At 62.5% G+C, this 26,141-nt stretch carries 28 protein-coding genes, 1 tRNA gene, 2 pseudogenes and 1 riboswitch; of the genes and pseudogenes, 15 read left to right on the forward strand and 16 right to left on the reverse strand.

The features are described 5' to 3' along the window. The first annotated feature begins 1 nt into the window (after nt 1). A complete protein-coding gene (locus J0663_RS11345) occupies nt 2-994 on the forward strand; it encodes an Hsp33 family molecular chaperone (RefSeq protein WP_207240452.1) in 993 nt (330 codons plus the stop codon). Between the two features lie 112 nt (nt 995-1,106). Next, nucleotides 1,107-1,694: a hypothetical protein gene (locus J0663_RS11350; protein ID WP_246590275.1), complete on the forward strand. Its 588-nt coding sequence runs from the start codon at nt 1,107-1,109 to the stop codon at nt 1,692-1,694. Nucleotides 1,695-2,077: 383 nt separating this feature from the next. On the opposite strand, the gene apaG is transcribed toward J0663_RS11350, so the two are convergent. Next, on the reverse strand, nt 2,078-2,470 hold the full coding sequence (gene apaG, locus J0663_RS11355) for a Co2+/Mg2+ efflux protein ApaG (protein WP_207244480.1): 393 nt from the start codon (nt 2,468-2,470) through the stop codon (nt 2,078-2,080). Between the two features lie 223 nt (nt 2,471-2,693). After that, a complete protein-coding gene (locus J0663_RS11360; RefSeq protein WP_207240453.1) occupies nt 2,694-3,878 on the reverse strand; it encodes an O-succinylhomoserine sulfhydrylase in 1,185 nt (394 codons plus the stop codon). A gap of 44 nt (nt 3,879-3,922) precedes the next feature. Continuing rightward, nucleotides 3,923-4,001: riboswitch (SAM riboswitch) on the reverse strand. A 74-nt stretch (nt 4,002-4,075) separates the two neighbouring features. Here J0663_RS11360 and J0663_RS11365 point away from each other — a divergent pair. Both J0663_RS11365 and J0663_RS11370 read left to right on the forward strand, forming a co-directional pair. Beyond that, nucleotides 4,076-5,170, forward strand: coding sequence for a 2'-deoxycytidine 5'-triphosphate deaminase (locus tag J0663_RS11365; protein ID WP_207240454.1), 1,095 nt, complete (start codon nt 4,076-4,078; stop codon nt 5,168-5,170). Between the two features lie 61 nt (nt 5,171-5,231). Further along, nucleotides 5,232-5,305: transfer RNA gene (locus J0663_RS11370), tRNA-Gly, on the forward strand. An 18-nt stretch (nt 5,306-5,323) separates the two neighbouring features. On the opposite strand, the gene J0663_RS11375 is transcribed toward J0663_RS11370, so the two are convergent. Beyond that, nucleotides 5,324-5,602, reverse strand: coding sequence for a hypothetical protein (locus J0663_RS11375; protein WP_207240455.1), 279 nt, complete (start codon nt 5,600-5,602; stop codon nt 5,324-5,326). 356 nt (nt 5,603-5,958) lie between these two features. Here J0663_RS11375 and J0663_RS11380 point away from each other — a divergent pair, with 356 nt between their 5' ends. Beyond that, a complete protein-coding gene (locus J0663_RS11380) occupies nt 5,959-6,339 on the forward strand; it encodes a VOC family protein (RefSeq protein ID WP_207240456.1) in 381 nt (126 codons plus the stop codon). 248 nt (nt 6,340-6,587) lie between these two features. Here J0663_RS11380 and J0663_RS11385 read toward each other — a convergent pair whose 3' ends face one another. Next, entirely contained in the window at nt 6,588-8,582 is a 1,995-nt protein-coding gene (locus tag J0663_RS11385; RefSeq protein WP_207240457.1) for a methyl-accepting chemotaxis protein, read from the reverse strand. A 457-nt stretch (nt 8,583-9,039) separates the two neighbouring features. On the opposite strand from J0663_RS11385, the gene J0663_RS11390 reads away from it, so the two are divergent. Beyond that, nucleotides 9,040-9,915: a transporter substrate-binding domain-containing protein gene (locus J0663_RS11390; RefSeq protein WP_207240458.1), complete on the forward strand. Its 876-nt coding sequence runs from the start codon at nt 9,040-9,042 to the stop codon at nt 9,913-9,915. A 10-nt stretch (nt 9,916-9,925) separates the two neighbouring features. Here the strand turns inward: J0663_RS11390 and J0663_RS11395 are convergent, their stop codons facing one another. The 5 genes and pseudogenes from J0663_RS11395 to J0663_RS11415 form a co-directional block, all read right to left on the reverse strand. Beyond that, entirely contained in the window at nt 9,926-10,339 is a 414-nt protein-coding gene (locus tag J0663_RS11395) for a tellurite resistance TerB family protein (protein WP_064693681.1), read from the reverse strand. Nucleotides 10,340-10,423: 84 nt separating this feature from the next. After that, a pseudogene (locus tag J0663_RS11400) lies at nt 10,424-11,136 on the reverse strand (thermonuclease family protein). Between the two features lie 11 nt (nt 11,137-11,147). Beyond that, nucleotides 11,148-11,819 carry a S24 family peptidase gene (locus J0663_RS11405; RefSeq protein WP_207240459.1) on the reverse strand — a complete coding sequence of 224 codons (672 nt, stop codon included), beginning with the start codon at nt 11,817-11,819 and terminating at the stop codon, nt 11,148-11,150. Between the two features lie 127 nt (nt 11,820-11,946). After that, nucleotides 11,947-12,594 carry a response regulator gene (locus J0663_RS11410; protein WP_207240460.1) on the reverse strand — a complete coding sequence of 216 codons (648 nt, stop codon included), beginning with the start codon at nt 12,592-12,594 and terminating at the stop codon, nt 11,947-11,949. Nucleotides 12,595-12,683: 89 nt separating this feature from the next. Beyond that, a complete protein-coding gene (locus tag J0663_RS11415; protein WP_207244481.1) occupies nt 12,684-13,082 on the reverse strand; it encodes a hypothetical protein in 399 nt (132 codons plus the stop codon). A gap of 114 nt (nt 13,083-13,196) precedes the next feature. Here J0663_RS11415 and J0663_RS11420 point away from each other — a divergent pair, with 114 nt between their 5' ends. Together J0663_RS11420 and J0663_RS11425 are read left to right on the forward strand one after the other, a co-directional pair. Next, nucleotides 13,197-13,553 carry a DUF952 domain-containing protein gene (locus tag J0663_RS11420; protein ID WP_207244482.1) on the forward strand — a complete coding sequence of 119 codons (357 nt, stop codon included), beginning with the start codon at nt 13,197-13,199 and terminating at the stop codon, nt 13,551-13,553. Next, complete coding sequence (locus tag J0663_RS11425; RefSeq protein WP_207240461.1) at nt 13,550-14,638, forward strand: quinone-dependent dihydroorotate dehydrogenase; 1,089 nt, start codon at nt 13,550-13,552, stop codon at nt 14,636-14,638. The genes J0663_RS11420 and J0663_RS11425 overlap by 4 nt, the downstream gene beginning before the upstream one ends. Here the strand turns inward: J0663_RS11425 and J0663_RS11430 are convergent. The 3 genes from J0663_RS11430 to J0663_RS11440 are packed head-to-tail and all read right to left on the reverse strand — an operon-like array spanning nt 14,614 to nt 16,754. Further along, nucleotides 14,614-15,960 carry an MATE family efflux transporter gene (locus J0663_RS11430; protein WP_207240462.1) on the reverse strand — a complete coding sequence of 449 codons (1,347 nt, stop codon included), beginning with the start codon at nt 15,958-15,960 and terminating at the stop codon, nt 14,614-14,616. The two genes, J0663_RS11425 and J0663_RS11430, sit on opposite strands and share 25 nt — an antisense overlap. Nucleotides 15,961-15,988: 28 nt before the next feature. Then, nucleotides 15,989-16,486, reverse strand: coding sequence for a CAP domain-containing protein (locus tag J0663_RS11435; RefSeq protein ID WP_207240463.1), 498 nt, complete (start codon nt 16,484-16,486; stop codon nt 15,989-15,991). A 1-nt stretch (nt 16,487) separates the two neighbouring features. Then, on the reverse strand, nt 16,488-16,754 hold the full coding sequence (locus J0663_RS11440) for a DUF6460 domain-containing protein (protein ID WP_207240464.1): 267 nt from the start codon (nt 16,752-16,754) through the stop codon (nt 16,488-16,490). Between the two features lie 140 nt (nt 16,755-16,894). Between J0663_RS11440 and J0663_RS11445 the strand changes: the two genes are divergently transcribed. The 3 genes from J0663_RS11445 to J0663_RS11455 all read left to right on the forward strand — a co-directional run bounded on the left by J0663_RS11445 (nt 16,895) and on the right by J0663_RS11455 (nt 18,941). Then, nucleotides 16,895-17,827 (forward strand): class I SAM-dependent DNA methyltransferase, encoded by a 933-nt coding sequence (locus tag J0663_RS11445; protein WP_207240465.1) that lies wholly within the window; start codon nt 16,895-16,897, stop codon nt 17,825-17,827. Nucleotides 17,828-18,040: 213 nt separating this feature from the next. After that, nucleotides 18,041-18,676 carry a YitT family protein gene (locus tag J0663_RS11450; protein WP_207240466.1) on the forward strand — a complete coding sequence of 212 codons (636 nt, stop codon included), beginning with the start codon at nt 18,041-18,043 and terminating at the stop codon, nt 18,674-18,676. A gap of 97 nt (nt 18,677-18,773) precedes the next feature. After that, a complete protein-coding gene (locus tag J0663_RS11455) occupies nt 18,774-18,941 on the forward strand; it encodes a hypothetical protein (protein ID WP_207244570.1) in 168 nt (55 codons plus the stop codon). 51 nt (nt 18,942-18,992) lie between these two features. Here J0663_RS11455 and J0663_RS11460 read toward each other — a convergent pair whose 3' ends face one another. Both J0663_RS11460 and J0663_RS11465 read right to left on the reverse strand, forming a co-directional pair. Continuing rightward, complete coding sequence (locus tag J0663_RS11460) at nt 18,993-19,454, reverse strand: carboxymuconolactone decarboxylase family protein (RefSeq protein ID WP_207240467.1); 462 nt, start codon at nt 19,452-19,454, stop codon at nt 18,993-18,995. A gap of 21 nt (nt 19,455-19,475) precedes the next feature. Beyond that, nucleotides 19,476-19,976, reverse strand: a complete 501-nt coding sequence (locus J0663_RS11465) for an RrF2 family transcriptional regulator (protein ID WP_207240468.1) — start codon at nt 19,974-19,976, stop codon at nt 19,476-19,478. Nucleotides 19,977-20,101: 125 nt separating this feature from the next. Between J0663_RS11465 and J0663_RS11470 the strand changes: the two genes are divergently transcribed. The 3 genes and pseudogenes from J0663_RS11470 to pdeM all read left to right on the forward strand — a co-directional run bounded on the left by J0663_RS11470 (nt 20,102) and on the right by pdeM (nt 24,049). Beyond that, complete coding sequence (locus J0663_RS11470; protein ID WP_207240469.1) at nt 20,102-20,734, forward strand: YitT family protein; 633 nt, start codon at nt 20,102-20,104, stop codon at nt 20,732-20,734. Between the two features lie 47 nt (nt 20,735-20,781). Further along, a pseudogene (locus tag J0663_RS11475) lies at nt 20,782-23,300 on the forward strand (ligase-associated DNA damage response DEXH box helicase). A gap of 23 nt (nt 23,301-23,323) precedes the next feature. Further along, the gene (pdeM, locus tag J0663_RS11480; protein ID WP_207244483.1) at nt 23,324-24,049 is read left to right on the forward strand and encodes a ligase-associated DNA damage response endonuclease PdeM; all 726 of its coding nucleotides are present in this window, start codon (nt 23,324-23,326) and stop codon (nt 24,047-24,049) included. Between the two features lie 44 nt (nt 24,050-24,093). On the opposite strand, the gene J0663_RS11485 is transcribed toward pdeM, so the two are convergent. Both J0663_RS11485 and J0663_RS11490 read right to left on the reverse strand, forming a co-directional pair. Next, nucleotides 24,094-24,675, reverse strand: coding sequence for a transglycosylase SLT domain-containing protein (locus J0663_RS11485; RefSeq protein WP_207240470.1), 582 nt, complete (start codon nt 24,673-24,675; stop codon nt 24,094-24,096). A gap of 89 nt (nt 24,676-24,764) precedes the next feature. Then, complete coding sequence (locus tag J0663_RS11490; RefSeq protein ID WP_207240471.1) at nt 24,765-25,322, reverse strand: dihydrofolate reductase family protein; 558 nt, start codon at nt 25,320-25,322, stop codon at nt 24,765-24,767. Between the two features lie 209 nt (nt 25,323-25,531). Between J0663_RS11490 and J0663_RS11495 the strand changes: the two genes are divergently transcribed. Beyond that, nucleotides 25,532-26,140: a TetR/AcrR family transcriptional regulator gene (locus J0663_RS11495; RefSeq protein WP_207244484.1), complete on the forward strand. Its 609-nt coding sequence runs from the start codon at nt 25,532-25,534 to the stop codon at nt 26,138-26,140. The last annotated feature ends 1 nt before the right edge of the window (nt 26,141 follow it).

A 26,141-nucleotide genomic window follows, 5' to 3' on the forward strand; every position in this document is an offset into this window, starting at 1 on the left:
CATGGCAGAAGCTGCAGCCGCCCTCGGCCAGTTCGATTTCGCCGGCGATGACCATGTCGTCCCCTTTCAGGTAGAAGGTCTGGATGTGCGCGGCCGCGCCGTCCAGCTCGGCCCGATGCTCGATGCCATCCTTGAGCGCCATCATTATCCGGCACCCGTCGCCCGGCTGCTCGCCGAAGTCGTCGTGCTGACGGTGCTGCTCGGCACCTCGTTGAAGTTCGAAGGCAAATTCACGGTGCAGACCAAGGGCGACGGCCCGGTCGATCTCCTCGTCGCCGATTTCTCGACGCCGGAGAATGTGCGCGCCTATGCCCGTTTCGATCGGGCGCTGCTCGACAAGGCCGTTGCGGCAGGCGAGACCGAGCCGGAGCAGCTGCTCGGCAAGGGCGTGCTCGCCTTCACTATCGATCAGGGCAAGTTCGCCCAGCCGTATCAGGGCATCGTCGCGCTCGACGGCACCTCGCTCGAGGAGATCGCCGGTGTCTATTTCCGCCAGTCGGAACAGATCCCGACGCGCGTGCGCCTTGCCGCGGCCGAACTCTTCGACCGCGATGACGCCGGCAAGCCGCGCCATCGCTGGCGGGCGGGCGGCCTCGTCGCCCAGTTCCTGCCGGAGGCGCCGGAGCGCATGCGCCAGCCCGATCTCCACGGCGGTGACGGCGACACCGGCGACCGCCCGCATGGCGAGGACGACGCCTGGGTCGAAGCCCGCTCGCTGGTCGAGACCATCGATGCCGATGAACTGACCGATCCGCAGGTCGGCACCGAGCGGCTGTTGTTCCGCTTGTTCCACGAGCGCGGCGTGCGCGTCTACGAACCGCGCGCCGTCTTCGACCGCTGCAGCTGCTCGCGGGAAAAGATCGGTCACGTGCTGCAGGGTTTCACCGCCGAGGAGATCGAGGCCAGCCAGGAAAATGGCGAGATATCGGTCACCTGCGAGTTCTGCTCGACCACCTATCGCTTCCAAGCGGCCGAGCTTCAGCCGGCGCAATAACATTTGGTCGCGCTTGGCGCGAAAAAGATGCGCATTGCAGCTGCACAGTGACTCGACTTTCGGTAGTTACTGTGCGCCTATTGCCCAACTGGTACTTTGGGGAGCTGCCCTCGTGCGCCTTTTATATTTCGTACTCGCATTCATTGCTGCCATGCCACGGATTGTCTTAGCTGACCAAGAGACAATCCAATGGAAAGAAGTCGGCGGCTGGAGCGTGGCTATCGATCCGACTTTAGACAATGGCTGTTTTGTTCTGACTTCCTTTGATGACAACACCATTATTCGTCTTGGTTTCAATTTCCGAAAGAAAGACAACCCTTTTTACATCATGCTCGGAAATCCAAACTGGAAATCCCTGGAGAAAGGTAAGCATTATCCCATCGAGCTCTCGTTGGACCAGTTTAAATGGACGGCTGATGCAAGGGGACTGGATATGCCTGGCCTCAAATCATTATGGATTGATTTCAAGGATCCTGACTTGATTGCGGAGTTTGAGGGTAAACTGAGTTTCCGCGCCAGCTTTAGAGGAAAGCAGATTGCAGCCCTCCGTCTGAAAGATTTCGCCAGGGCAGCGGATGAGTTGCTCGCCTGCCAAAACGCGGTAGATGATGCGGTCGCAAAACAGCCAGCGCCGCCGCGATCCAAAGATCCATTGGAAGCAAAGCCAGGTACTCAGGCCTCGGATCCTTTCGACCTTTAGTCGATTGATGTCTGGGCAAGCCTGAGGATCTACGACCGAGGGTACGGCGTCCATGTTGGTACTGACTGGAAGGCTGCAGCCGGCGGCATCCACGCGCAGTGCTTGCTGCATGGGTCCTCGGGTCAAGCCCGAGGACGACGGAGGGTGGGGAGAAACGAGCGGCAAGAGGCGGGACGTCTCGGAATTCCAGCAAAATGCGCAAACACGTTAAGCAGACCCCACGTCCAACAAATCCACTGGGACACTTTTGATGAATTTGCTCCCGACCGCTCGCCTCTTGCCGGTCGTTGTCCCGCCCTCCGTCGTCCTCGGGCTTGACCCGAGGACCCATACGGCAAGCACGGCGTTCGTGTTTGCACTGACGAACGAGCGAACCTACGCTCTCAATTCAGCACGCGCAGCAGACCCGGGGAATCCAGCGAGAAGGCAGGGATATCGACGTCGAACAGCTCGCCTTCATCGGTTTCCATCTGGTAATGACCGAACATCAGGCCCGACGGCGTGTCGAGCGGGCAGCCGGAGGAATATTCGTAGCTGTCGCCGGGGCTAAGCCGCGGTTGTTCACCGACGACGCCGGGCCCGGTCACCTCGTCCACCACCCCGTTCTGGTCGGTGATGTTCCAATAGCGGTTGACCAGGCGAACGGCGACGCCGGAATTGTTGCTGATGACAATCCGGTAACCCCAGACATAGCGATCGTCCTCCGGATCGGATTGCTCCTCCAGATAGAACGGTTCGACCACGACTTCGATATCTCTTGTGAGGGCGCGATACATGCCTTGCACCTTAGTCAAGATATGTTACCCGTATCTTATAAAGAGACCCCGTCCGTCAAGAAACGGAATGTTGATCGTCATTGAAACGACCAATAGTGAATGGGTTTCAGCCGTTAAGCCTAATCGTCAATGTTAATTTTACTTCGCAACGCCGGCGCCGGCGAACTTGTTCCGTCGATGGCGCGGCCGGACCCGGATGAGGTCCAGCCGCTCTTCCAGTTGGTCAGGCCGAGACCTTGGCGAGCGCCTGCGCGAAATCCTCGATCAGGTCGTCGGTATCCTCGATACCGGCCGAAAGGCGGACCGTGCCCGCAGAGATACCGAGCTCGGCGCGCGCCTCTTCCGTCAGGTTCTTGTGCGTCGTCGTTGCCGGATGCGTGATCAGGCTCTTGCTGTCGCCGAGATTGTTGGAGATTTTGATGATCTCCAGCGCGTTCTGCAGCGCGAAGGCCGCCTCCTTGCCGCCCTTCAGCTCGAAGGCGACCAGCGTCGAGCCGCCGGTCATCTGCTTGGCGATGAGATCGGCCTGCGGATGGTCCTTGCGGCCGGGATAGATCACCTTGGCGACCTTGCTCTGCTCGGCCAGGAAGTCGGCGATCTTTGCCGCATTCTGCGTCTGCTGCTTGACGCGCAGCGGCAGCGTCTCGATGCCCTTCAGAAGGGTCCAGGCATTGAAGGGGGACATTGCCGGGCCGGTATGGCGGAAGTAGTCGTGCAGGTTTTCATCGATCCATTCCTTGTCGGAAAGCACCACGCCGCCGAGGCAGCGGCCCTGGCCGTCGATGTGCTTGGTGGCGGAATAGACGACGATATGAGCGCCGAGTTCGAGCGGCTTCTGGAAGAGCGGCGTTGCAAACACGTTGTCGACGACGACTTTGGCGCCGACCTGATTGGCGAGCCTGGCAACGCCTGCGATGTCGATCACTTCGAGTGTCGGATTGGTCGGGCTTTCCAGGAAGAACACCTTGGTGTTCGGGCGGATCGCCCTTTCCCAGTTGGCGAGATCGCGGCCGTCGACCAGCGTGCACTCGATGCCGTATTTCGGTGCCAGCGTTTCGACGACCCAGCGGCAGGAGCCGAAGAGGGCGCGGGCGGCGACGATATGGTCGCCCGCCTTGACCTGGCAGAGGACGGCGGCGGCGACGGCCGCCATGCCGGAGGCGGTGGCGCGGGCGTCTTCGGCGCCTTCGAGCATGCACATGCGCTTTTCGAACATGTCGTTGGTCGGGCTGCCGTAGCGGGCGTAGATGAAGCCGTCGGTTTCGCCCTTGAAGCGGGCCTCGGCCGCTTCCGACGTCTCGTAGACGAAGCCCTGCGTGAGGTAGATTGCCTCGGACGTCTCGCCATACTGCGAACGCAAGGTTCCGCCGTGGACGAGTTGGGTTGCCGGGCGCCAGGTCTTGCTCATGCCATCACCTTCACATAACAAAAAAACCGGCCGCAAAAGCAGACCGGTTTCATAACCCGGTCTTTTTAGCCACTTGTTTAACGTGGCTGCAAGCCGACCGGCCAAATCACCACGGGATAATTCTGCAATACTGCTGTTAGCTGCTTGCGTCAATTCCCCGAGTTTGGTTTTGTCGGCCGCAAAATGATGGATGGGGCATGATGGCTCGCGACACTGGAATTCTGGCGGACCGCGCGATCGCGGCGCTGTTCGAAACGGGGCGTCTGAACTCCGAGCGGGAGCTGGACCGCGATCAGATCCAGCCGGCAAGTCTCGACCTGCGCTTAGGAAGCAAGGCCTTTCGAGTGCGCGCCTCCTTCATGCCCGGCCCCTCGCATCTGGTGTCGGACAAGCTCGACCGGCTGAGCCTGCATGTGATCGATCTCTCCCAGGGCGCGGTGCTCGAGACCGGCTGCGTCTATATCGTGCCGCTGATGGAGAGCTTGGCGCTGCCGGCCGACATGTCCGCCTCGGCCAATCCGAAGAGCTCGACCGGCAGGCTCGATATCTTCACCCGCGTCATCACCGACTATGCGCAGGAATTCGACAAGATCCCGGCTGGTTACTCCGGCCCGCTCTATCTCGAAATCAGCCCGCGCACCTTCCCGATCGTCGTGCGCCGCGGCTCGCGCCTGTCGCAGATCCGCTTCCGCGTCGGTCAGTCCGTGCTGGGCGAGCCGGAACTCCTGAAGCTGCATGAAAGCGAAACGCTGGTTGCAGCCAAGCAGCCGAACGTTTCCGGTGGCGGCATTGCGCTGTCGATCGACCTGACAGGCGACAAGGACGGCCTGATCGGCTATCGCGGCAAGCATCACACCGCCGTCGTCGATGTCGATGAGAAGGATCAGCACGATATCTTCGATTTCTGGGAGCCGCTCTATAGCCGCGGCCGCAACGAGCTGATCCTCGATCCCGACGAATTCTATATCCTCGTCTCGCGTGAGGCCGTGCACGTGCCGCCGGATTATGCCGCCGAGATGACCCCCTTCGACCCGCTGGTCGGCGAATTCCGTGTCCATTACGCCGGCTTCTTCGATCCTGGCTTCGGTCATGCGCCGGCCGGAGGGCGCGGCAGCCGCGCCGTGCTCGAAGTGCGCAGCCACGAAGTCCCCTTCATCCTCGAAGACGGCCAGATCGTCGGTCGCCTGGTCTATGAGCATATGCAGGAAAAACCGGCCAGCCTCTACGGCTCCGGCCTCGGCTCCAACTACCAGGCGCAGGGCCTCAAGCTCTCGAAGCACTTTCGCATCTGAAGCCGGCCTGGCGTGCTTTGACTTGACAGCGGCCCCCATCTGTTGGAAATCTCAGCCCATCGCGGGTGTAGCTCAATGGTAGAGCAGCAGCTTCCCAAGCTGAATACGAGGGTTCGATTCCCTTCACCCGCTCCAAATCCATATCCCCAGGCCCTAATCCCCGAAAAACCGGATCGGCTTATACCGGCGGTGTGCGATGATCAGGCTCCGGTCGGGCTGGATGATGTAGGTTTCCTCCACCTGCTGGCCGTACTGGTCGATAAAATCATGCGGGAAGGAGGAGCCGGGCGGCGATTTGGTGAGCTTGCTGCGCGGCTGGCCGTCATAGGTGATGCTGCCGGGAATGGGTTCGAGCCCCGGTCCGCTGTAGCTGACGGTGTTGCATCCCGTGAGAGCGAGAGTGCCGATGAGGCCAATGATTGCGGGTTTCATGTCTATCCCCTCCGACGCGACGAACCACCCGATCTTACTCTCGATCGGATGGAGCACGCCAGATGCAACTGTGCGCCCGCGTTCACGCCTTCTGGATGCACCGGTTGGAAGGCCGTGATCGGCTCGACCTCTCCATTGCCGAAAGTGGTGCCGTATGCTAGATCGGTTTCGTCGAAAAAGGCAGGATCGGTTGAGGTAAGCCCGATCCCTTCCGCGAGAGCGAAAACGACGCTCTCAAGAAGCTCTGCTCCGTGCCATGGCACGAGAACCCGCGACGTGATCCGCATGGAAATGCGGGATCCCGGCGGCATGCGGAGACGGCAAAAGGCAGTCCCGGGATTCAAACGGAGACTGTCATGCGCCTGAACCATCTCGATTTTCACGTACCCGATATTGCCGCGACGGCGGATTTCTTCATCCGCCACTTCGGCCTGAGGCTGAAGGATATGCGCGGCCAGAATGGTCTGGCGATCCTGGAAGACGATTCCGGCCTCGAAATCGTCTTCAGCCACGCGATCGCCAAGTTCGGCACCGCCGATCAGGTCGACCTGCAGCGTCAGACCTATCATATCGGCTTCATCCTGCCTGAAAGAGCGAATGTCGATGCGGTCCATGCCGGGCTGGCTGCTGCCGGCGCTGCGCTTTCCGGCCCTCCGGCGGCGATGCGCGGCGGCTGGCTGTTTTATTGCACGGCGCCTGGAAACATTCTGGTCGAAGTGGGTTGGCGGCCGGGTTAGCCCACCAAATAGAAGGGCGGCGTCCGCCGTCCGCCCCTCATCCGGCTGCCGCCACCGACCGGGGTCGAGCCACTGGTCTCGACCCGTCCTTCGGACCCCCGTAAACGGGGGGAAGGGGATGTGCCGCGACCTCTCCGTTCCCCGCCGACCTCTCGCTGGGCACGTCCCCTCGCCCCGTTTTTACGGCGAGAGGGTTAGGGTGAGGGGCAGCTATCCGCGCGAACCGGACGGGCGTGCCTCTTGCCGGCTCAGAACTCCGTCCAGTCGCCATCCTGGCTCGACGGCGTGCTGCTGCCGGCGCCGAAAGCGTTGGCGAGTGTCTGGCTGAGCGCGCGGGCCGGTGAGGCGGCCGGGCGCGCTGTGCCTTCCCTAGCGATGCGGATCGGCGCTGACTTGACTGCCGGGCGCGGGGCCACCCGCGGCGCCGCAGACGCGATCGGTGCGGCGGCGGCAAAGCCGCCGGTGCCCGTCAGCCGGAATTGGCCGAGCAGGCTGTTGAGCGCCGCCGCTTCGGTGGCGAGGTTGTGGCTGGCGGCCGTCGACTGCTCGACCATCGCCGCATTCTGCTGCGTGCCCTGGTCCATGGTGTTGACGGCGGTGTTGATCTCCTGCAGCCCGATCGACTGTTCACGCGAAGCTTCGGCGATCGCGTGGACGTGCTGGTTGATCTCCTGCACCTCGGTGACGATCACATCGAGCGCCTTGCCGGTCTCGCCGACCAGCGTGACGCCGGTCTGGACATGCGTGCCGGAATTGTTGATCAGGTCCTTGATTTCCTTGGCCGCCTTGGCGGAACGCTGTGCCAGTTCGCGCACTTCCTGGGCGACGACCGCAAAGCCCTTGCCGGCTTCACCGGCGCGGGCGGCTTCGACGCCGGCATTCAAGGCCAGCAGATTGGTCTGGAAGGCGATGTCGTCGATGACGCCGATGATGTTGGAGATTTCGCCGGAGGACTTTTCGATCTCCCGCATCGCGGCGACGGCCTTGCGGACGATTTCTCCGGATTTTTCAGCGCCGTGGCGCGTGCGGGTGACGAGCTGGCTCGCCTCCTCGGCGCGCTTGGCGGCGTCGCGCACCGTCGTGGTGATCTCTTCCAGCGCCGCTGCCGTTTCTTCGACGGAGGCCGACTGCTGTTCCGTTCGCCGGGACAGTTCGTCGGCGGAGGAACGGATCTCGTTGGCGCCGGCGCCGATCGCCCGCGCATTGGCCCCGACCGCCTGCATGGCCTCGTTGAGCTTCTCGACCGAGTGGTTGAAATCCTGGCGCAGTGCATCGAGATGGGCAACGAAGGGCTCGTCGATATGCGAGGCGAGATCGCCGGCGGCCAGGCGGCGCAGGCCATCGCCGAGCGCTGCGACGGCGCGTTCGAGCTCGGCTGCCTCGCGTGCTTTCTGCGCCTCGCGTTCGCGGCGCTCGCCGTCGCTGACGCTCCGGTCTGCCTCGGCGCGGGCCTCGATCTGACGGCGCTCGATGGCGTTGTCGCGGAAGATCGAAACGGCCTGTGCCATCTGGCCGACTTCGTCGCGGCGTTCGAGACCGGCGATCTCGCTGTCGGTGTCGCCTTCGGCAAGCCGCGCCATGCGCAGGCTGAGCCTCGTCATCGGGCCGGCGATACCCTTCTGCGCCACGGCGACGCCGCAACCGATCGCCAGGACAACGGCGATGCCGATCAGAGCGAAGGAGAAGGTGATCCGCCCGTTGACGGAAGCCGAGAGCACGTCGCCGCCATCGTTGAGCAGCGCCATCATCGCATCATTGTTGGCGATCATCTTCGGCGTCAGCGCATTGAGTTTGGCGTTGATCAGGGCAACGTTCGAAGCCGCACCGGCGCTGTCCTTGGCTTTGCTCTGTTCAGTGATCTTGTTCGCCAGGGTTTCGATGTCATCGATGCCGGCCTGAATTTCGTCGATCGCCGCCTTGCGGCTCGGGACCAGCGCCAGCGCCTGTTTCATTCGGTCACGGGCCTGCGGCAGCTTGCTCGGTGTGGTGAGCGCCGTCTGGAAGGCCGGCGTATCGGGTTTCGCGTCGGCCAGAAGAGTGACCTGCAGCACGGAGGCCACCACTGACGCGCTCGCCCGCGCGCTCAGCATCGAGGCCGTCGCCTCACGATCGATGAAGGCGCTGTAGGCGGCGTCCGCCCGGCGGAACTCGGAGATGACATAGACGAGCCCCGTCATCGAGATGAGGCCGAGAAATGCGACGACCGAGATGATTTTCGTGCGGATTTTCAGATGCTTCAGCATGGGAAATGTCACCCGGTTGGCTGGGCGTGTGGCGCGCCCGGTGCTTTGAAATCAATTGTGTAAAGAGCGCTGCTTCAAATGTCGCGGCTCAGGAAAAGTGGATTGACGCATGCATCATGCAATCGGCTGTCGGGCCCGTATCGTCGCGACAAATAGAGGCGATATTCTTTAATTCCGCGCTAACGCGCCTATGCGAACACACCTCCAATTGGGAGGCATACCGGCCACCAGAGCAGGTGCCGGCAGAGGCTCGCGCCAGCGCTCAAGGGGCCGCATCCTGACGTGCCCCGCAGGGGCCTCGAAGGGCGAGCCGGGTCAGCTGATGTCGGAAGCGCTGCCGGAGGCTGATGGGTTCGCTCACCCGCTCCCTTGCCGATGGATATTCCCCGCCGGCCATGACTCTGTTACTTCTCTGCAACCCCGCACTGCTTCGCTTTGAACCCGAGACCGGATCACGATGATCGAATCTAAGCTGGTACCTCCGACTCTCTGGGCTTTCCTCGCCTTCGGCCTGTTTTTGTCAGCACTTTTGTCGGGTCAAGCAGCATCCGCCCAGCAGGCTGCTCCCTCGCTGCCGCTGCTCTTTGACGCTCGCGAACGTCTGGCCAGGCCCGATCTTTCCTCGCTGGTCCGCCTGCGCTTCCTGACGTCGGTCGATTTCCCGCCCTTCAATTTCACCGATCAGAACGGCAAGCTTTCCGGTTTCAACGTCGATCTCGCCCGCGAAATCTGCGGTGAGCTGGAGATTTCGGACAAGTGCCAGATCCAGGCGATGCCTTTCGCCGATCTGAAGGATGCGCTCGCCGCCTCGCAGGGCGATGCCGTCATCGCCGGCCTTGCGGTGACGCCGGAGCTGCGCCGGCAGTTTGTCTTTTCCCGGCCTTATCTGATGCTGCCGGCGCGCTTCGTGCGCAACCTCGCGATACCAGTCGACGGCAAGACGGCTGCCGCCCTCGCCGGCCGCCCCGTCGGTGTCGTCAGAGGGACGGTACACGAGGCGATGCTGGCCGCCTTTTTCCCGGCGCTGAAAGCACAGGCCTTCGACACGAAGGAGGCTCTGCTTGCGGCGCTGAAGGAGCGCAAGGTCGATGCCGCCTTCGCCGATGCTCTGCAGCTTTCTTTCTGGGTCTCTTCGCCGGCATCGGACAAATGCTGCGCGCTGTTTGATGGCCCCTATCTCTCCGAACTTTTCCTCGGCGAGGGCATGACGATCATGCTGCGGCAGAAGGACAGCGTGCTGACCTCGGCCATCGACCACGCGCTTGCCGCATTGTCGCGCAATGGCCGTCTTCAGGAAATCTATCTGCGCTATTTTCCCTACGGACTTTATTGAGGGATACGGTTTAGCCCTTGCGGAAGCGGGCAATCGCGCTGCGTTCGATCGCCGCGCAAGTGAGCTTGTCGAGGCCGAGCCGGTCACGCAGCAGGCTGAGCAGCCGCAGTTCCTCCGCCTTGACCGAGAGGTCGGCGGAGGCCACTTCGACGGCAAGTGCATAGGCAGTGTCGTAGAGTTTTGCGGGTAAGGTGTCGCGCACGGTTTCGAGAACGACGTCGAGGCCCTCGGGCCCAGCCAGCAGCGAGGCGCAATCACGCGCTATCGGAATCAGCTTATCGTCATCGAAATCCTTGAAAACCGGCAGGAAGCCGATCAGTTGGCCCATCCTCGTCATCTCCCGGTCGTTCATCGTGCTGTCGACGGCGGATGCCATCACCATCACATAGATCAGGGCGTCATGGGCGGAAAGCGGCTTATTCATCGGTGATTCCTTTTTCGATCAGCCGAGATTAGGAATTGGCGACGGCCATTACAAGGGATTGGCAGCATCCCGGCGGACGGCCTGTCATTTGCGGCGCGGGTCTCTGCCGTAAATGCCTTTCTGCGCCTGCTTCGCCTTCTCGGCGACTGATGCAAGCGGCGAACCCGCCTCTGCTTCCGTCCAGCCGTTTTCGGCAAGCCACGTCCCGAGATCCTGGGTGCCGAGCCGGCAGGAGGCGATCGCCGTTCCCTTCCATTCGACTGTATCGAGATCGCAGGTGAGGCTGCGGTTGCGCAAGAGCTGGCGCAGCGCCGTCTTCGCCATCATGCCGCAAGGCCATTGCCGGCCTGCCGGCCCGCATATTCTGTCGGCCGGCGTGGGGACGATGCCGGCGAGCTGGAGCCTGCGCTCGCCGAAGGAAAGACGGCCGGCATTCTCGACCAGCGGCCTTGGCAGCTCCGTCGCCTTTTTCCCGGCGGGACTTGCCGTTGGGCTGTCAGCCTGCGCTGTTTGCTGCGCGACAGTTGCGGGGTTGGGCGCCGTGCCGTCAGTCGCCGCCAGAGGGGGCGGGGCCGCCGGTTCCGCCGAGCGGGCGATCATTTCGGCGCGTTCGTCCGATATCGTCGCTGCCGGTTCGGTGCCCTCGGGGGCAACATCGGGCGCGGCGGCCGCCGTCTCCTCCACGGCTGCGGTTTGCTCCCTGCCGTGCTGCCGCGAAGCCTCGCTTCACCCGTCATCAGCAGGCCGACCACTACCGCCATCCCCGTGATACCTGTTAAGACGGCGGCAGGGCGCATGGAATATCTTCCTACTGGCTGGCCCAGATGATGCGGGCGATCCAATCGACGTCGGACAGATCGAGTGTGCGGTTGGGGTGTTCGGGATTGAGCGACATCAGCTCGATCGACCGCGGGCTCCGGCGCAGCAGCACCTTGGCCATCACTTCGCCCTCGTTTGTGCGCACGACGACGCGGTCGTTGCGGCGCACCTGCGCCCCAGGCTCGACGATCAGCACATCGCCGTCGCGGTAGAGCGGCATCATGCTCTCGCCCTGCACCTCCAGCGCATAGACCCCGGATTTCTGAGATGGATTGGCCGGAAATTCCACCACGTCCCAGCCCTGGCCGGCCGGAAAGCCGCCATCGTCGAAGAAGCCGCCGGCGCCGGCCTGCGCGAAGCCGAGCAGCGGAATGGCGCCGGCTTGCCGGTGACTCTCCGGGTGCTTGGCCCGCTCGCCGGACGAATCGGCGGCCGGCCGCAGGAAGGCGAGAAACTCCTCCATGCTCGCGCCGGTCGCATCGAGCACCTTGGCGATCGATTCCGTCGAGGGCCAGCGCAGACGCCCATCGGCGGAAAGCCGTTTCGACTTGTTGAAGGAGGTGGGGTCGAGCCCGGCGCGGCGCGCAAGACCGGAGGGCGTCAGCTCGTGCCGTTCGGCAAGCCTGTCGATCGCCTCCCAGATCTGCTCGTGTGACAGCATATGCGCGCCCGATTCCGTGCAGCCTGTTTCAGGCCGCGCTTCAGCCGGGCGCAATCTTAACCGACCAGGCGCCACCCGTAAAGGTAAAGAAGGAATAAAATCCTGCGACCGGCGGCTTCGGCTCCGCTCAGGCGACCATTGCCATGTTGATCTTGCCGAGCTGGATGACGGCCTGCGTGCGGCTGTCGACATTGAGTTTCAAGAGGATCGCCGAGACGTGCGCCTTGATCGTCGCCTCGGAGACGCCGAGTTCGTAGGCGATCTGCTTGTTCAGGAGGCCTTCGGCCAGCATGGTCAGCACCCGGCTCTGTTGCGGCGTCAGCGTATGCAGGCGGTGGATCAGGTCGGCGACGTCGGGATCCTGCTCCTGGCCGTCGCGATAGCTTTCCGGCGTGGCGATGTCGCCGGCCAGCACCGTCTGGATGCTGCGGCGGATGTCGTCGATCCCGGAGGATTTGGAAATGAAGCCGGAAGCGCCGAGTTCCAGCGCCCGGCGGATCGTCGTCGCGTCGTCGGTGGCCGAGACGATGACGATCGGCAGGCTGGCGAATTCGGCCCGCAGCGCCATCAGGCCGGAAAAGCCGCTGACGCCGGGCATGGCGAGATCGAGCAGCATCAGGTCGGCATCCGCATGGGCGCCGGCCGCCCGGCGCGCGGCCGCAAAATCGCCGGCCTCGACGATCGCCTGCCGGCCTTCCATACCGATTACCGCCTGACGCAATGCGTCCCGAAACAGCGGATGATCGTCCGCAATGATGATGGTTTGTTCCTGCATCGAAGACTCCCTCCCAAGAGCTCGATCACGCCGCTTGCGTCGCCATCCCTCCGCGCCGCAGGCCGCCTTCTCCGGATGACTATACCAGATCAGGTCTTCTGCGGAAGGGGATTGGCCTTGTCCTCGGATTGGAGCTCCTTAACCATACCCATGAAACTCTTCATCATCCGCTCCATGATGCTGATCGAACGGTCGATTTCGGCATCGCTCGGCAGCGCGCGCTGGATGAGGCCGCCCTGTTCCAGCTTCGTCACTCGCTGGGAGAGCCGGTCGATCTCGTCCTCATAGGCCGCCCGCTCGTCGGCCGCCATGCGGCACACCAGCGCGCCGTCCTTGTCCTGGCAGATCGACATCGCTCCCGTCTGCCGGTCGAGCCGGACGAAATGATCGCCGCTCCTTTCGAGCTGGAAGCGGCTCGCATCGGCGTCGGTCGCCGCGGCGGCGAGCGGCAGAAGACCAATAGCAAGGGTCAGAACCAAAACCTTCATCATCTCATCCTCCGGATTTGCCTGTGCCGGTCCTGCTTTTTGAGCGCCGGGGCGTGGACATCGCCGCCTCTTTCCGGCAAAGCGCTCATGATGAGGACCAGCTATCGTGAGGCCATGATGAGCGTGACACCGACCCTTTACAAGATCGTGACGGAAGCGCTCTGGCAGGAAGCCAGACAAACCGGCATTTTTCATGGCGCCGGCATCGATCTCAAGGATGGTTTCATTCATTTGTCGACGGCAGCCCAGGTGAAGCAGACAGCCGCGCTGCATTTTGCCGGCCAGTCCGGGCTGTTGCTGGTCGCCATCGATGGCAACGGCTTTGGCGACAGGCTGATTTTCGAGCCCTCGCGCGGCGGCGATCTCTTCCCGCATCTCTATGCCGAGTTGCCTTTAACCGCCGTGCTTTGGGAGGCGGCGCTGCCGCTTGATGACAGCGGCGCCCATATCTTCCCGGAGCTTGCGCCATGATCGGCCCCCTGAAGCATCTCGCCCGCAAGGGCCTCTTCCTGTTCGATCCGGAAACGGCGCATGGCATGTCGATCGCCGCGCTGAAATCCGGTCTGGTCCCGGCCTGTCAGATCGCCCCGGATCCGCGGCTGCGCCAGACCGTCGCCGACCTCGTCTTCGATAACCCGCTCGGCATGGCGGCCGGTTACGACAAGAATGCCGAGGTGCCGGAAGCGCTGCTGAGGCTCGGTTTCGGCTTTGCCGAGATCGGCACGGTGACGCCGAAGCCGCAATCCGGCAATCCGCGTCCGCGCATCTTCCGTCTCGTCGAGGATGAAGGCGTCATCAACCGCCTCGGCTTCAACAATGAAGGTCATGACGCTGCCTTCCGGCGCCTTGCAGAGCTGAAGGGCAACGGCATCGTCGGCGTCAATATCGGCGCCAACAAGGACAGCGAGGACCGCATCGCCGATTATGTCGCCGGCATCCGCCGCTTTTATTCGCTCGCGCGCTATTTCACCGCCAACATCTCCTCGCCGAACACGCCCGGCCTGCGCGACCTGCAGGCGCGCGAAAGCCTCGCGGCGCTACTTTCGGCTGTGCTGGCGGCGCGCGACGAGCAGGCGGCGAAGTCCGGCCGCAAGATCCCGGTTTTCCTGAAGATCGCCCCCGACCTGACGGAGGAAGGCATGGACGATATCGCCGCGGAAGCGCTGTCGCATGCGCTTGATGGATTGATCGTCTCCAACACGACGCTGTCGCGTGAAGGCCTCAAGGATCAGCGCCAGGCCAGGGAAGCGGGCGGCCTTTCCGGCGTGCCGCTGTTCGAAAAGTCGACGGCCGTACTGGCCCGGATGCGCAAGCGCGTCGGCCGTGATCTGCCGATCATCGGCGTCGGCGGCGTCTCCTCGGCCGAAACCGCACTGGAGAAGGTGAGGGCCGGCGCCGATCTCGTCCAGCTCTATTCCTGCATGGTCTATGAAGGCCCTGGCCTGCCCGGCGAGATCGTCCGCGGTCTTTCGGCACTGCTCGACCGCGAAAAGGCCGGCTCGATCCGTGAGCTGCGTGACAGCAGGCTGGATTATTGGACAGCGCGAAAAGTCTGATCGGCCCGCGGCTTGACCAGCATCACCAGCAAGACGCCGCGGAAGAGCAGGAAGGCATTCATCGCCAGCCACAGGCCGTGATTGCCGAAAAGCGGCACGAAAATGGCGAGCATCAGGAGATAGCCGGCAAAGGACATCAGCATCCGGTTGCGCATGTCGGCCGACCATGTCGCGCCGATGAAGACCCCGTCCATCAGAAAGGCGAGCGCGCCGGTCAGCCCGGTCACCGCCGCCCAGGGCAGATAGGTTTCGGCCGCCTGCCGCACCTCGGGCGAGGTCGTCAACACCGAGATCAGCCAGGGTCCGGCGAGGAAGAAGAAGGCCGAACCGATCGCCGCCAGCCCGAAGGACCACAAAGTCGTGAGCTTCAGCCCGCGATCGAAGGCCGGCCGGTAACGCGCGCCGATTGCCCGGCCGATGATCTGTTCGGCTGCATTGGCAAGCCCGTCGAGATAATAGCCTGACAGCAGAAAGAAATTCATCACCACGGCATTGGCGGCAAGCGTCACCGCTCCGAAGCTGGTGCCGATCCGCGTCATAATGGTGAAGGCGCCGATCAGGACGAAAGTGCGGATCAGGATATCGCGATTGAGCGCGAAAAGTTCCGCCAGCCGGTGCCGCGAAAATATCTCCGCCCAGGCCGGCCGCTCCGCCTTGCCGAAGCCACGCAGCACGATGGCAAGTCCTGCGAGCGCGCCCACGGTTTCGCCGGCCATGGTTCCCCAGGCGACCCCCGCCACGCCCCAGTCGAGCGTCAGGCCGAGATACATGGAAAGCAGGATATTGATGCCGTTGATGATCGCCTGCAGCAGCAGCCCGACATTGCCCTGTCCACGCCCGAGCACGAAGCCGAGAATGGCGTAATTGGCAAGCGCCGCCGGTGCCGCCAGGATGCGGATCGAGAAATAGGTGCTGGTCGCCTCGGCGATTGCTCCCTCGGCGCCCATCAGTTTCAACCCCGCCGCCATAAGCAGCGGTGAAAGACCGAGCAGCGCCAGCCCGCAGCCGAGCGCTGAAATCAGCGCCCTGGAGAAGACCGCCTGCTGTTCGTGCCTGTCGCGCCGCCCGTAAGCCTGCGCCGTCAACCCTGTCGTCGACGCGCGCAGGAAGTTGAAGCTGCCGAGGATGAGATCGAAGAGCATGGCGCCGATCGCCAGGCCCGCCAGCGCCTCCGCATTGCCCATCCGGCCGACGACGGCGGTGTTCGTCAGCCCGAGCAGCGGCGTCGTCATGAAGCCGAGCGTCATCGGAATGGCGATCGATAGCACCAGGCGATGCGTCACCTCGAAAGCGAGGGCATTGTGATTGCTGCGGATATCCATAGATGCCTCGTCTTGAGGCGGAATCACCTCAGCTCGAAAGCACCATGGCCCAATAGGGCAGGTTCTTGGAAGATGTATTATGGGCGACGGCGACGCCGAGGCCGTCATAACGCCCGAGCATGTTCTCAAGATGATGCGGCGAGTTGATCCATGCCGTCACCACGGCATTGACGCTCTGCTGGCCGGAGGCGATGTTCTCCGCCGCCGGCAGGCGGACGCCGCTCGCCGTGACGCGGGCGCCGAAACTGTCGGTCATTCCCATCAGATGCGCCATCTTGCCGGCGCTCGCCATGCGCTTGGCCTGAAAGAGGGCGGCAGTCTGGGCTGCCGGATCGGCCGCAAGCGGCGGCAGGCCGTTCTTTGCGCGGAGCTGATTGACGAGCGGCAGCACGTTCACCGTTTCGTCCTCGCCGTTCGATGGCGTGCCGGCAAGGCGTGGGGTCGTGGTGCAGCCGGCAATGCCGGCGGCGAGCGCAAGTCCGGAGAGGCGCAGCAGTCCGCGCCTGGAAAGATCGATCGAGGTCATGTTAACGGTTGTAGCTGAAAAGGCGAAGGATGATGAAGATTGGGATGACGATCGTCGCCCCGAGGAGGAGATAGTCGCCGACGCGCCCGAGCGCCGAAAAGCCCCGGTGCCAGAGGTCCAGGACGAAGTCGCGGAACCCATAGATGATGTTCCACGGCGTCAGGCCGAACACGGTCATGACGAAACCGACGATCAGCGACACCACGATGAGTTTTATCAATGTGCGGCCGAGCGAATCGCCGAGAAACCTGTTCACCTGATCGGACATGCGCCATCTCCTGTTTGCCCTTGGAATAAGGTCGCGGTGCGTCGCCCGCAAGCCCTTTCCGGGATTGGCTGCTTCGCCTCTGAGATAGGACTTGAGTTTTTTTGTGGCCGCCGCCAAATGCAAACGAAACAACAGGTCCTTTGATGCACCACCAGCTTTCCTCAGGCGACGTCATCGCCGACCGTCGCGCCGATTATGCCAGGATGCTCGAAGAGGGCGGCGAGCCGGACGCGGCGGCCGAGCTGATGGAGCAGGCGCTAGAGCTCGCACCCGCCTGGGCCGCCGGCTGGTTTCGCCTTGCCACCTATCGTGAAAAGGCAGGAATGGGCGAGGCCGCGATCCATGCCTATCGCAGGACGCTCGCCCTCGATCCCGAGGATATATTCGGCGCCACCCTGAAGCTCGCCCTTCTCGGCGACGCCGCCACACCCGACCGGCCGCCGAGCCGCTATGTTGAGCGCCTGTTCGACGATTATGCCGACCGGTTCGAAACCGCCCTCATCGACAAACTCGATTACAGCGTCCCGCAAAAGCTCGCGGCGCTCATCGCTTCCACCGGCAGACGTTACAAATGCGCCGTCGATCTCGGCTGCGGCACTGGCCTGCTCGGCCCGGAGATCCGCGCCTGCGTCGGCCGCCTCGAGGGCTTCGACCTCTCGCAGAACATGCTGGCCAAGGCCGCCGAGAAACAGGTCTATGATCACCTCGCCCAGGCCGATCTGTCGCTTACGCCCGATCTCTCCGGCCTGTTCGTCGATGCGGAACGCCGACGTGCCGACCTCGTGACGGCAGCCGACGTGCTGATGTATCTCGGCAATCTCAAGAGCGTCTTTGCGATCGTGCGCGAACTCGCCGCATCGGCTGCGGACTTCGTCTTTTCCGTCGAGGATGCGGGCGACGGCGATGGATTCCATCTTGCGCCGTCGCTGCGTTATGCGCATTCGCAAGCCTATGTAAGGGCGCTGCTTTCCCGTCACGGCTTCGAAACCGTGCAAACCGTGAAGACAGTCATTCGCAAAGATGGCGGAAAACCGGTTTCCGGCATTCTGTTCCTTGCGCGCAAGGCGGCATGAGCGAACATTTCTTGCGATTTTCGAATAGGTCAATAATACTTACCTATTTCGCTTGATATAAATGGCAAAAGCCTGATATTGCAATGATATCCGCAGGGAGCGCGGGCGATAACACGCCAGGCCCTCCGGCTCATTTGACAATCAAAAATTTTCATCGCTTCCGGGATTTCGCCGGGGGCGTTCGCGAACTCGTCTGCCGTGGAGACTGGCGCAATGACACAGCTCATCAATGCCCTCGGCGTCTGGAACACCAGCGCGACCCGCCATACGCCGATCGAAGATGTGCAGGGTATTTTTTCCGGCGGCCTTGTCGCCGCCTTCGGCCTCTATGTGCTCGCCAGCGCCGGCCTGCTCACCGGCAGCACCGCCGGCGTCGCCTTCCTGCTGCACTATGCCTTTGGCGTCAATTTCGGCCTCGCCTTCTTCCTGCTCAACCTGCCGTTCTTCTATCTCTCCTGGAAGCGCCTCGGCATGGCCTTCACGCTCAAGACCTTCATCGCCATCGGCCTGACCTCGGTGCTATCTGATGTGCAGTCGCGTTTCTTTTCGATTTCGAGCATTCATCCTGCCTGGGCCGCCCTTCTCGGCGGCCTGCTGCTCGGCTTCGGCCTGCTGGCGCTCTATCGCCACCGCGCCAGCCTCGGCGGCGTCGGCATTCTCGGCATCTATCTGCAGGAGCGTTTCGGCATCCGCGCCGGTCTTGTCCAGCTTGGCATCGACCTGTGTGTGCTCACCGCCGCCTTCTTCGTCACCACGCCGCCCGTCGTCTTCTATTCGGTCCTCGGCGCCGTCGTCCTCAACCTCTTCGTAGCCATCAACCACCGCGCCGACCGCTACATCGCGCTCTAACCTTACAAATCCGTAACCCATTCTGAACAAATCGTAACTTGCCTCAGGCCTACCCCGGCGCAACACTCCTCCTGCGCCGGATTTGATGAGGTGAACTATGTCAGATTTGGAAAAGCTCGTGAGACGCCGCATGCAGGAAGAATACGCCAAGGGCGCTTCCGCAGAGGAAATTACCAAGGTCGTCCGCGACATATTCAACAGCACCGACCTCTCGGACAATGAGTCTGATGCCGTTGCCGCGCGGGCCGCTGCGGATCACGAGTGACCTGATATTCGACCGACCCGAGTTTTTCGGGTCGGTTCCCGTCAATACCGGTTACGCAGCCTTCGTCGCCGCATCAATCGGATGCTGCGATCGGAAGCCGACGGCAAGGCGGTTCCAGATATTGATCGCGCCGATCGCCACGGTAATCTCAGTCATTTCCTTCTCGGAGAAATGCGCCTTCAGCGTCTCGTAGTCGGCGTCCGGCGCGCCTGTCTTGGCGATATTGGTCACCGCGTCGACCCAGCCGAGCAGGGCCCTTTCGCGCGCGTCATAGACCGGTGATTCCCGCCAGACGCACATCAAATTGATCCATTGTTCGCTGAGCCCGTCGTGGCGGGCTTCCTTCACATGCATGTCGACGCAATAGGCGCAGCCGTTGATCTGCGAGGCGCGCAGCTTGATCAGATGGATGAAGCGGCGCTCCAGCCCGGAAGACTGGACATATTGTTCGAGCGCGGCGACCGCCTTGTAGGCATCGGGAGCGGCTTTGGCGAAGTTGAAACGCGGTTGCATGTCTTTCTCCTTTGATATGGCTCAACGAGCCGTCTTGCGTTCATGGAGTTCAAGGAAGGCGCAGCCCCGGGCTGCGATCGATCCGTCGTCGAGGGCGGCGAGTTCGACGCCGAGATCGGCAATGCTCGTCTTGGCAAGTTCCGCCCGGTAGACCCGCTCGGCGCGCAGCATCGCCACGCTGATGTTGCAGGGCTTGGAAAAGAAGTGGTCGGAGACCGGGTTCGGTCCGCGCTGGCGGATTTCGGCGCAGCGGAAGGCCGGTGCCGGTCCCTCCACAGCAAGCAGGATGTCAAGCAGCGATATCTCTTTCGGCGCCTTCGCCAGCCGGTAGCCACCTTTCGGCCCGGACACGGTATCGAGGATGCCGGCGCCCGAGAGCGCCTGCAGATGTTTGAGCAGGTAGCTCGTCGATACGCCGTGGAATTCGGCGAGCGCGGCGGCCGACAGCACGCCGCCTTCGGAGAGGCCGGAAAGCATGGCGACGCTGTGAATGGCCTGCTCGACCCCATCGCTCATCTTCATCAGCGTCACCTCCTCGATTCGTGGATAAAAAATATCCACGATTACGGAGATGTCAAGAGGCGCGCTCGCGCTTGCCTTTATCGCTGTGCCGGATAGAAGACGACAAAAGCCGACAGGGGAACATCATGGCATCCAACGCCTTCGCAGGCCTTCTGAACTCCAGCGCCGATCGGCACTCGCTGTTCGATGACGCCCAGGGCCTCGTCGCCGGCAGCATGCTCGCCGTGCTCGGCGTCTCGCTGCTTTCCGGTGCCGGGCTGCTGGCCGGCGGCACCGCGGGCCTTGCCTTCCTCGCGCATTACGCAACCGGGATCAGTTTCGGCCTCTGCTTCTTCGCGGTAAACCTGCCCTTCTATTATCTCGCCTTCCGCCGTCTGGGCCCCGCCTTCACCATCAAGACGTTCATCGCGATCGGGCTGACGTCGCTGCTGTCCGAATTCGTGCCCGGCCTCATCGGCGTGACGCATGTCCATCCAGTTGCCGGTGCGCTCTTCGGCGGCCTCGTCATCGCCGCCGGCATGCTGGCGCTCTTCCGCCATCGAGCCAGTCTCGGCGGCATCGGCATCCTTGCGCTCTACATCCAGGATCGCTTCGGCTGGCGCGCTGGCTTCGTCCAGCTTGGCTTCGACGGCATCGTGCTGGCGCTCTCCTTCTTCGTCGCCAGCCCTTTCATCATCGCCTGTTCCGTGCTCGGCGCCGTCGTGCTCAACCTGACGCTCGCCATCAATCACCGTAAAGACCGCTATATCGCCATGTGAGGGTCGGCGGCTCTTCTTTTTCACAGGCTTTTCACTACTTTCAGGACGTGGACCAGATCGATTCCGACGCCCTGCTTCCTGCCGCCTTTGCCCGCTGGTTTGCGGAAAAGGGCTGGCGTCCGCGCGCCCATCAGCTGGAACTGCTGGCCCGGGCCGAGGCCGGTGACAGCACCTTGCTGATTGCGCCGACCGGCGCCGGCAAAACGCTGGCAGGTTTCCTGCCTTCGCTCACCGATCTCACCCGCCGCGGCAAGATCCCGCCCGGTTCCGCCTTCACCGGCATCCATACGCTCTACGTGTCGCCGCTGAAGGCGCTGGCGATCGACATCGAGCGCAACCTGATGAAGCCGGTAGCGGAGATGGGCCTGCCGGTCACGATCGAAAACCGCACCGGCGATACGCCGAACGCCAAGCGCCAGCGCCAGAAGCTTAACCCGCCGGATATTCTGCTGACGACGCCGGAGCAGGTCGCCCTGCTTCTGGCGAACGGCGAGGCCGAGCGCTTCTTCAAGGACCTGAAATATGTCGTCCTCGACGAGCTGCATTCGCTCGTCACCTCCAAGCGCGGCCATATGCTGTCGCTCGGCCTTGCCCGCCTGCGCCGGCTTGCCCCTGAACTGAAGACCATCGGCCTGTCGGCGACCGTCGCCGAGCCGATGGACCTGCAGAAATGGCTGGTCGCCCAAAAGGAGGGCGGGGGCAGGAGGGCAGGGAGCGTCATGCGGGCCTCGTTGTCGTCGAAGGCGGCGCAAAGCCCGACATCTCGATCTTGTCGACCGAGGAGCACATCCCCTGGGCCGGCCACTCCGCCAAATATGCCATCCCCGATGTCTACAACAAGCTCCTCGAACACCAGACGACGCTGCTTTTCGTCAATACCCGCAGCCAGGCGGAAATGCTCTTCCAGGCACTCTGGACGATCAATGACGACAATTTGCCGATCGCCCTCCACCACGGCTCGCTCGACGTTGCCCAGCGCCGCAAGGTCGAGGCGGCGATGGCCGAAAACCGGCTGCGCGCCGTTGTCGCCACCTCAACGCTCGATCTCGGCATCGACTGGGGCGACGTCGACCTCGTCATCCATGTCGGCGCGCCGAAGGGCGCCTCGCGTCTTGCCCAGCGCATCGGCCGCGCCAACCACCGCATGGACGAACCCTCGAAGGCGATCCTCGTGCCCGCCAACCGGTTCGAGGTGATGGAGTGCCAGGCAGCCCTCGACGCCAATTATATCGGCGCCCAGGACACCCCGCCTGTCGGCCGCGGCGCGCTCGACGTGCTCGCCCAGCACATCCTCGGCATGGCCTGCGCCGAACCCTTCGACATGCTGGAACTTTATGACGAAATCACCAGCGCCTCGCCCTATGCCGATCTCAGCTGGGAGATCTTCGAGCGAGTCGTCGATTTCGTCGCGACCGGCGGTTATGCGCTCCGGACCTACGAGCGTTACGCCCGCATCCGCAAAACCAAGGAAGGCCGCTGGCGCGTCTCCAATCCGGCCGTCGCCCAGCAATATCGCCTCAACCTCGGCACCATCGTCGAAAGTCCGATGCTGAACATCCGCATGGTCAAGCGCGGCGAGGGCGGCCGGATCGGCCGCGGCGGCGCCACGCTCGGGAAGGTCGAGGAATATTTCCTCGAGCAATTGTCGCCGGGCGATACTTTCATCTTCTCCGGCAAGGTGCTGCGCTTCGAGGGCATTCGGGAAAACGAATGCCTGGCCTCTCAGGCCTTTTCGCTCGATCCGAAAATCCCCGCCTATAATGGCGGCAAGTTTCCGCTGTCGACCTATCTCGCCGAGCAGGTGCGGGCAATGATCGCCGATCCCGACCGCTGGCGCCGCCTGCCGGATCAGGTGCGCGACTGGCTATCGCTTCAGACTGACAAGTCGATGCTGCCGAAGCGCGACGAGTTCCTGATCGAAACTTTCCCGCGCGGCAGCCGCGGTTATATGGTCGCCTACCCCTTCGAAGGCCGTCTCGCCCACCAGACGCTCGGCATGCTGCTCACCCGCCGGCTGGAGCGGGCCGGCGCCAAGCCGCTCGGCTTCGTCGCCACCGATTATTCGCTGGCCGTCTGGGGCCTTGAGGACATGGGGCTGATGATCGCCAATGGTCGCCTCAGCCTCTCCGACCTCTTCGACGAGGATATGCTGGGCGACGATCTCGAAGCCTGGCTCGCCGAATCCTTCCTGCTAAAGCGCACCTTCCGCAATTGCGCCGTGATTGCGGGCTTGATCGAGCGCCGCCATCCGGGCAAGGAGAAGAGCGGCCACCAGATCACCGTCTCGGCCGATCTGATCTATGACGTGCTGCGCAGCCATGAGCCGGATCACATCCTGCTGCAGGCAACGCGCCAGGATGCGGCGACGGGGCTTTTGGATATAAGCCGTCTTGGCGATATGTTGATGCGAATCAGGGGCCACATCACCCACCGCCCGCTCGACCATATTTCCCCGCTCGCCGTGCCGGTGATGCTGGAGATCGGACGCGAAGCGGTGCCGGGCGAGGCTCATGATACGCTGCTCGCCGAAGCGGCCGACGATCTGATCGCCGAAGCTCTGGCATAATGACTAGGAAGAACACGACTGTGATGAACCGCCTGGCGCTGGCGCGCGACATTTCCGGACTGGCCGCGATACCGGGCATCGAGACATCGGTGAACGGTATTGCCGCGGTCTGCGATCCGCTCGGCGCCCTCTATCTGCCGGATGCCGGCCTGCTCGTCGTCTCCGACCTGCATTTGGAAAAAGGCGCGGCCTTTGCCCGCCGCGGCATGATGCTGCCGCCCTACGATACGCTGGCGACGCTGACCGTGCTTTCCGCCGTCATCTCCCGTTACGATCCGAAGCTCGTCGTCTCGCTCGGCGACAATTTCCACGATCGCGTCGGTTCGAAGCATCTGCCGGACAATTTCCGAGCGCTGATCATCGGCATGGCGCGCGGGCGGGAATGGATCTGGATCAACGGCAACCATGATCCCGACGGCATTGTCGATCTGCCCGGCGCTTGCGTCGACGAAATGCATTATGCTGGCCTGACCTTCCGGCACGAGCCGAGGAACGGCTTGCAGAGCGGCGAAATCGCAGGTCATCTACATCCTTCGGCGACCGTGCGCCGGCGCGACAGATCCATCCGCCGCCCGTGTTTTGCCACCGACGGCGCGCGTCTCCTCATGCCGGCCTTCGGCGTCATGAGCGGCGGTCTCGATCTCGGTCATCAGGCAATGAAGGGCCTGTTCGACAAAGCGTCGCTGGTGGCGCATCTGTTGGGGAAGGATCGGATTTATTCGGTCCGGTACGGGAATTTGCGGGGATAGACCCTGTGATGCAGATAGGGGCGCAACACGGCACGCCTTTATCCTCAATCACACTCCCGCAACTGCTGCTGATACGTCCCGGCCATCCGCGCGAATTTCTGCGCCGTCTGCTGCAATTGTCCGTTCGAGCGCCAGTCGCCGCGTTTATATCCGGTTGGCCCGGAATAATAGGCGAGATAGAGATTATAGGCATCGTTGAGCGGAATACCGGTCGCGGCGCTGTTCTGGTAATGATACCAGCCGATGAAATCGATCGCGTCGGTGAAGTTCGTGCGCCGCGCCGCCCAATTGCCCGTCTGCGACTGATAGTGATCCCATGTCCCGTCGAGCGCCTGCGAATAGCCATAGGCCGTCGACGGCCGGGTCCAGGGGATGAAGCCGAAGAGCTTGGTGCGCGGCGGCCGCGCATAGGGCTGGAAACCGGATTCGGTGTACATCGTCGCCATCAGGATCGGTACGGGCACGCCGTATTTCTTCTCCGTCCGTTCGGCCGCGCTCTGCCAACTCGAGAAGAGCCCGTCGCGCTGGTCGAAGACGGCGCAAATATTTCTCGTTTGCTTCGGCGCCGTCGCGCAGCCGGCAAGCAGCGCGAGACCCACGGCCGTCAAAACGATACGAGTACGCATAACCAAACCTCTCGTTTCCGAGAGATTACTAACTCGTAAGTGTTAAGAACCGGTTTTTAGTCGAATGCCGACTTCTCTCTTAGCCGCCGCTATGCCATGACGGGCTCGTAGCGCAGGATGACCGCGCCGCTTGCCGTCGTTGCCGATTCGAGCAATTTCAGTGGCACCTGGGCTTTGGCCGGCTTGAAAAGCGGGTTGCCACTGCCGAGAATGACAGGCACCACGCAGACCCTGATCTCATCGATGAGGCCGGCCTTCATGAGGCTGTCGGCAAGCGCGGCGCTGCCGAAGATGAAAATGGTCTTGCCGTCCTCCTGCTTCAGCCTGGTCAATTCGGGGATGGGATCGCTGACGACACGGGCATTGGTCCAGCCGGGCTCGGTCATCGTTCGGGAGACGGCGATCTTGGCAATGCCGTTCATATAGGCCTTGATCTTGTCTTCGCCCTCAGCGGTCGGCCAGTAGGCGGCCATGCCCTCATAGGTCTTGCGGCCGAAGACCAGGAGGTCGCCTTCCTCGCCGAACTGCTCGGCATAACGCTTGAGCTCCGGCCCCCAGGCAAGATTGTGAAAGTCGATGTCCCACGGCTTCGTTCCCTCGAAATAGCCATCGAGCGTCATCAGGTTCCAGACGATAAGCTTCCGCATTTCATTCTCCTCGGCGGCAAATCCGCTTTCATATTGCAATTGGTTTAACGTAGATAAACCAATGTCAAATTGCAAGCGGTTAGAGAGGAGGCACGCCCGACATTGGAACAACTTCAGCACTTGACGCCTCTAGGTCGTTCGTCCTAATACTTAGGTCAATTGACCTACGGGTGGCAGTTGGCGCGTTAGGAAACATCGGAGAGGGAAAAATGGTTGCTGCGGCCACGCGACAGCAGATAGTGGAAGCCGCCGACAGGCTTTTCTACGAGAGAGGCTTTGAAGCGACGTCCTTTGCCGACATTGCGGGAGAAGTCGGACTCTCACGAGGCAATTTTTATTATCACTTCAAGACCAAAGACGAGCTCCTCGATGCGGTAATCACCCATCGTCTCCTCAAAACCAGGTCAATGCTCGATATGTGGGAAGCAAAATCCAAGACTCCCGAGGAGCGTATCGTCAGTTTCGTCAGTCTCCTCGTCGTGAACCAGGCCAAGATCATGGCCTATGGTTGCCCGGTCGGTACGCTTTGCAACGAGCTCGCCAAGCTCGATCACCTTGCCAAGGACCGAGCAGCCGAGATTTTCAGTATGTTTCGCCATTGGCTCTCACATCAATTCATTGCATTCGGCCGGGAGGCTGAAGCCGATGCGCTCGCCATGCATATTCTGATGCGAAGCCAGGGTGTTGCGACGCTCGCGGCCGCCTATCGCGATGAAATCTTTGTCCGCAACGAGGTGGAAAACATGCGCGCCTGGCTGGCGGCGCAGCGGCCCGGAACGCCCGTCCCTCCCGAAACCCTTTCCCGACAGCATTCTTAAA

The organism is Rhizobium lentis (assembly GCF_017352135.1).
Lineage (GTDB): Bacteria > Pseudomonadota > Alphaproteobacteria > Rhizobiales > Rhizobiaceae > Rhizobium > Rhizobium lentis.